The following is a 5,028-nucleotide window of genomic DNA, read 5'->3' as shown; positions in this document are numbered from 1 at the left end:
GGCACCGATCAGTTGATCGAGTTGCAGCCCATAGGAAGACAGCTTCATCGGATCGATGACGACCTCGACGAGATCGTCATCGATCCGATGAAGCTGTCTTCCTATGGGCTGCAACTCGATCAACTGATCGGTGCGGTCGGCAACTCCAACAGCCTGGTCGCCGCCGGCAATATCGAAGGCTCGGAGGGCAAATACGCCGTCAAGGTACCGTCGCTGATCGAAACGCCGGAGGATGTCGCCGCACTGCCGGTGGTCGCCGGCCCCAATGCCGTGGTGCAGGCCAAGGACATCGCGACGATCCGTTCGACCTTCAAGGATGCCGAGACGGTGACCCGTCTCAACGGCAAGCCGGCCATCGCCATCGAAGTCAAGAAGCGCATCGGCTCCAACCTGATCGACACCATCGCCAAGGTGCGAACGGTGTCCGACGAGTTTGTCAAGTCGATGCCCGAGGGCATGAACGTCACCTACACGCAGGACAAGTCGGTCTTCGTCAACCAGCTGCTCGGCGACCTGCAGAACCATGTGATGATCGCCGTCATCCTGGTGTTCATCGTCATCCTCTACGCGCTGTCCGGCCGCGCCTCGCTGCTCATCGGGCTTGCGATTCCGTCGTCCTTCCTGATCGGCATCCTGCTGCTGGCGATGATGGGCTACACGATCAACATGATCGTGCTGTTCAGCCTGATCCTGGCCGTCGGCATGCTGGTCGACGATGCGATCATCGTCACCGAGTTCGCCGAACGACGGATGAGCGAAGGCATGCCGAAGGAGGAAGCCTTCGCGCTCGCCGCCAAGCGCATGGCCGGTCCGGTCATCGCCGCGACGATGACGCGCATCGCCGCCTTCTCGCCGCTGCTGTTCTGGCCGGGCATCATCGGCGACTTCATGAAGTACATGCCGATCACGCTGATCGTCACGCTATCGGCCTCGATGCTCTACGCGCTTGTCTTCGCGCCGACGCTGGGTGCGATCTTCGCCAAGGCGCCGCCGCATCATGAGGATGACAATCGCGACGGCTGGTACATGGCGATCGTCAAGCAGGCGGTGCGCTTCCCCATCACCGTGCTGGTGCTGACCGTCGCGCTCTTGTTCGGCGTCGGCTTTGCCTATTCGAAATACGGCGCCGGCGTCGAGTTCTTCCCGAATGTCGAGCCGGATTATGGCCTGCTCTACGTGCATGCGCGCGGCAATCTTTCGCTGGCCGAAATGGATACCGCGACCAAGATCGCGGAAGACAGGCTGCTCGGCTGGCCGGGTGTGAAGTCGGTCTACACCCGCGTCGGCAAGACGCAAGGCGGCGGCCAGGATATTCCCGAAGACGTCGTCGGCGTCATCCAGTACGAATTTATCGACTGGCGCGAGCGCAAGTCGGCGAACCACATCCTGGACGATCTGCGCGGCGTCATGGCCGGCATTCCCGGCGTCGATGTCGAGGTGCGCGTGCCGGAAGCCGGTCCGCCGACCGGCAAGCCGATCCAGATCAGGCTTTCGGCCGTCGACCCCAAGGGGCTCGACGACAAGGCCCGTGAGGTCGCGGCGCGCATCGGCAAGGTGCCCGGCGTCATCGATATTTCCGACGGCCTGCCGCCGCCCGGTGTCGACTGGGCGCTCGAGGTCGATCGTGCCAAGGCGGCGCAGTACGGCATCAGCCCAACCTCGGTCGGGACGGTGGTGCAACTGGTGACCAACGGGCTGAAACTCTCGGAATACCGGCCTGCCGGAGCCGACGACGCGGTCGACATAAGGCTGCGGCTGCCCGAAGACCGGCGCACGCTGTCGACGCTCGACGAACTCAGGGTGCAGACCTCACAAGGCTCGGTGCCGATCTCGAACTTCGTCGTGCGCAAGCCGGAGCCGACGGTCGGCATCCTCAACCGCATCGACGGCGCGCGTACGGTGGTCGTCCAGGCCAACGTCGCCGCCGGCGCTCAGGTCGCGGCTGTGCAGGAGCAGGTCACCAAGGCCGTCTCCGACATGGATCTCGGCAGCGGCATCCGCTGGAAGCTGGCCGGTTCGAACGAGGACAGCGCCGAAGCCAGCGCCTTCCTCAGCAAGGCCTTCGGGGCGGCGATCTTCCTGATCTTCCTGGTGCTTCTGGCGCAGTTCAACAAGTTCACCAGCGTCTGGCTGGTGCTGTCCTGCGTGGTCATGGCGACGATCGGCGTGTTCCTCGGGCTGCTGATAACCGGCGAGACGTTCGGCATCGTCATGTCGGGCATCGGCGTCATCGCTCTGGCCGGCGTGGTGGTGAACAACAACATCGTGCTGATCGACACCTATGACCGGCTGCGTGAAGAAGGCTGGGACAAGGTCGAGGCGGTGCTGCAGACTTGCCGCGAGCGCGCCCGCCCGGTCGTGCTGACGGCTGTGTCGGCCATTCTCGGCGTGCTGCCGATCGCCTTCGGCCTCGGGCTGGAAATCTTCCATCACGAGACGACGATCAACGCGCCGTCGACGCAATGGTGGATTTCGCTGTCCTCGGCGATCGTCTTCGGCCTGTCCTTCGCCACGGTGCTGACGCTGGTGGTGACGCCGTCGATGCTGATGGTGTTCACCCGCGCCAAGGTCAAGCCGGGCGCACGGCGCGGCTTGATCAGCCGTCTGTTCCGGCGCGGCAAGGTCGAGATTTCATCGACCGATGCGCCAGGGCGGGATGCCGGAGCCGGGCCGGATATCGCCTTTCCGAAAGCCGCCGAATAGATCATTGCCGATTTGACCGGCAAAGGCCGCCCGGAACAACCGGGCGGCCTTTTGCATTGTTCTTAGGCGAAAAGTCGAATTGCGGGGTTCTCATGCCGATCACCACCATAGTCATCATCGTCCTGGTCCTTATCCTCATCGGCGCGGTGCCGGCCTGGCCGCATTCGCGCTCCTGGGGCTATGGGCCCTCGGGTATTGTCGGCGTGGTGCTGGTGGTGCTTATGGTGCTGCTGTTGATGGGACGGCTCTGAGGCGCCCTCTCAGTCTGCGGAGATTGTTAATGTGCGGAGGAGTATCGCCCGCCATCGCGGAGGTCAGGCAGCTTTCGCAACGCCGGTCACGGTGGCAATGCCGATATCCCCGAGAGCTTCAGTGACGGCCTGATCCAGCGGCGTGTGCGGGATCGCGCCGATGATGCCTTCCAGCCTTGCCGACGCCAGTTGGTGCGGTTCGAAGCGCAGATAGGACATCGACACGATCTCACGCCACATCGCCACGAACGGGCTGCCGGCGCGCAGCACCCACCACGCCATCGAGGTCATCTTGAGCGGGCGTCCAAGCGCCTTCTCCGCGGCCGCCTTGATCTCCAGGTCGGTGACGGGATGGCCCGGGAAGTTGAGGGCTTCATAGGCGCCGAGCTTGTCCAGGTTCTGCGCCAGTCCGACGAAAGCCCTGGCCAGATCCGGCAGGTAGGCCCATTCATGCACGAGGTCGACCGGGCCGGGCGCCGTATAGACACCCTTGTTGATTTTGGCGGCGACGACCAGGTCGAACCACGAGCCGCTGCCGGTGCCGCCGAAGAAATCGCCGGCCCGCAAAATAATGGTGCGGACGCGGCGCGCTTCGGCCTCGCGGTGAAACAGGTCCTCCATGGCGACGCGGATGCGCCCCTTCTCGGTCGTCGGGCGGAACGGCGTGTCTTCCGTGATCACCTCCGGCATCGGCGACCCGTAATTGTATACGGTCCCGGGAAAGAGATGCAGTGCGTTGTTGGCACGGCAAGCGGCCATGACATTCTCGGCGATCGGCAGGCACTTGGCCCATTCGGTGTAGATCGGGTTGAGGCCGTTGAAGATGATGTCGACACCTTGCGTGACGCGGATGAGGGCCTCGCGGTCGAGCGCGTCACCGGCAACGGCTGTGGCGCCTTTGAGTTCGGCCGGCACCTTGCCGTTGCGGGTGACGGCGCGGACCTCGTAGCCCGCGTCGATGAAGGCCTTGGCGACCACGCGGCCGAGCCGGCCATTGGCACCGAGAATTGCGATACTGGTCATTGGAAGCACTCCGGGGTTGGGATTTGCGTGGTCGGTCGCAAGGCGCGATCGGGATCAGCGACAAGCGCGATCGAGATCAGCGGCTGCCGAAGAGGTCGCGGTTGCTGCCTTGCGTGACCGGCTGCCGGACGGCCGCATCCGGGTTGTGGATCGAAGCGGTGGTCGTGTTGTCGGTGCTGGTGACAGCCGGCCGGCTGGCGTCGTTCGACCCAAACTTGTCGCTGCCGGCAAAGGCGGCGCTGACGGAAATGAGGATGGCGGCGGTGGTGAGAGCGATCTTGTTCATCTGAGTTCTCCTGGTGGTGTTTGCAGTCCGTGTTGGTGTCTGCAGCCGGAATATGGTCGCTCTGAACGCGAATGGAAATTGACTACAGATGGCGTTCTGATATTCATAAATGAATGGCTGAAATCGACTGGAACCTGATCAAGAGCTTTGTCGCCGTGGCGGAATCCGGCAGCCTGTCGGCCGCCGCGCGAAAGCTTTCGGCCAGCCAGCCGACGCTTGGCCGTCACATCGGCGAGTTGGAACGGGCACTCGGCGTCACACTGTTCCGTCGAGGACGGCACGGCTACGAACTGACGGAGGCCGGCAGCACGCTGTTCGAACGCGGCAAGGCGGTCAGTGAGCAGGCAAGCGCCTTCTCACTGCTGGCGCTGGGTTCGGTCGAGGCCATCGAAGGCACGGTGCGCATCGCCGCCAGCGAGGTGGTGGCGGCCTATGTCCTGCCTGAGATGACGATGCGGCTGGGGATCGAGGAGCCCGGCATCGAGGTCGAGATCGTCGCCTCCAACCAGGTCGAGAACCTGCTGCGTCGGGATGCCGACATCGCCATCCGCATGGTCAAGCCGGCGCAGAACGAGCTGATGGCACGCAGGGTCTGCGATATCGAGCTCTGCGCCTGCGCGGCCAAATCCTATCTCGACAGGCGCGGCCGTCCGCTGAAGCCTGCCGATCTTGTCGACCACGACCTGGTCGGCTTCGACCGCGGCGACGAGATCATCAGGGGCTTTACCCAGCATGGCATCCCCGTCACCCGGAGCAGCTTCCGCT

Annotated in this window: 5 protein-coding genes; 3 read left to right on the top strand and 2 right to left on the bottom strand. The window is 63.9% G+C overall.

The window, feature by feature from the left end; genetic code table 11:
• Both EN964_RS24090 and EN964_RS24085 read left to right on the top strand, forming a co-directional pair.
• Positions 1 to 2,703 (top strand): efflux RND transporter permease subunit (locus tag EN964_RS24090; RefSeq protein WP_164775961.1); only part of this gene is annotated, 2,703 nt, incomplete at its 5' end.
• A 92-nt stretch (positions 2,704 to 2,795) separates the two neighbouring features.
• Positions 2,796 to 2,954: a DUF3309 family protein gene (locus EN964_RS24085; protein WP_023810914.1), complete on the top strand. Its 159-nt coding sequence runs from the start codon at positions 2,796 to 2,798 to the stop codon at positions 2,952 to 2,954.
• Positions 2,955 to 3,017: 63 nt separating this feature from the next.
• On the opposite strand, the gene EN964_RS24080 is transcribed toward EN964_RS24085, so the two are convergent.
• Together EN964_RS24080 and EN964_RS24075 are read right to left on the bottom strand one after the other, a co-directional pair.
• Positions 3,018 to 3,977 (bottom strand): SDR family oxidoreductase, encoded by a 960-nt coding sequence (locus EN964_RS24080; RefSeq protein WP_127266904.1) that lies wholly within the window; start codon positions 3,975 to 3,977, stop codon positions 3,018 to 3,020.
• 76 nt (positions 3,978 to 4,053) lie between these two features.
• On the bottom strand, positions 4,054 to 4,263 hold the full coding sequence (locus tag EN964_RS24075; RefSeq protein WP_127266903.1) for a DUF680 domain-containing protein: 210 nt from the start codon (positions 4,261 to 4,263) through the stop codon (positions 4,054 to 4,056).
• Between the two features lie 113 nt (positions 4,264 to 4,376).
• On the opposite strand from EN964_RS24075, the gene EN964_RS24070 reads away from it, so the two are divergent.
• The coding region (locus EN964_RS24070) for a LysR family transcriptional regulator (protein WP_164775960.1) at positions 4,377 to 5,028 on the top strand (652 nt) is incomplete at its 3' end.

Origin of the sequence: Mesorhizobium sp. M7A.F.Ca.CA.001.10.2.1 (genome assembly GCF_003998575.1) — a bacterium.
In the GTDB taxonomy this organism is placed as follows: domain Bacteria; phylum Pseudomonadota; class Alphaproteobacteria; order Rhizobiales; family Rhizobiaceae; genus Mesorhizobium.
The sequence above is the reverse complement of the archived record's forward strand: the minus strand, read 5'-3'. Positions and strand labels throughout refer to the sequence as shown.

Coding starts and splice junctions, on each gene's coding strand:
- EN964_RS24085 (WP_023810914.1), top strand. CDS start 2,796: ATGCCGATCACCACCATAGTCATCATCGTCCTGGTCCTTATCCTCATC.
- EN964_RS24075 (WP_127266903.1), bottom strand. CDS start 4,263: ATGAACAAGATCGCTCTCACCACCGCCGCCATCCTCATTTCCGTCAGC.
- EN964_RS24080 (WP_127266904.1), bottom strand. CDS start 3,977: ATGACCAGTATCGCAATTCTCGGTGCCAATGGCCGGCTCGGCCGCGTG.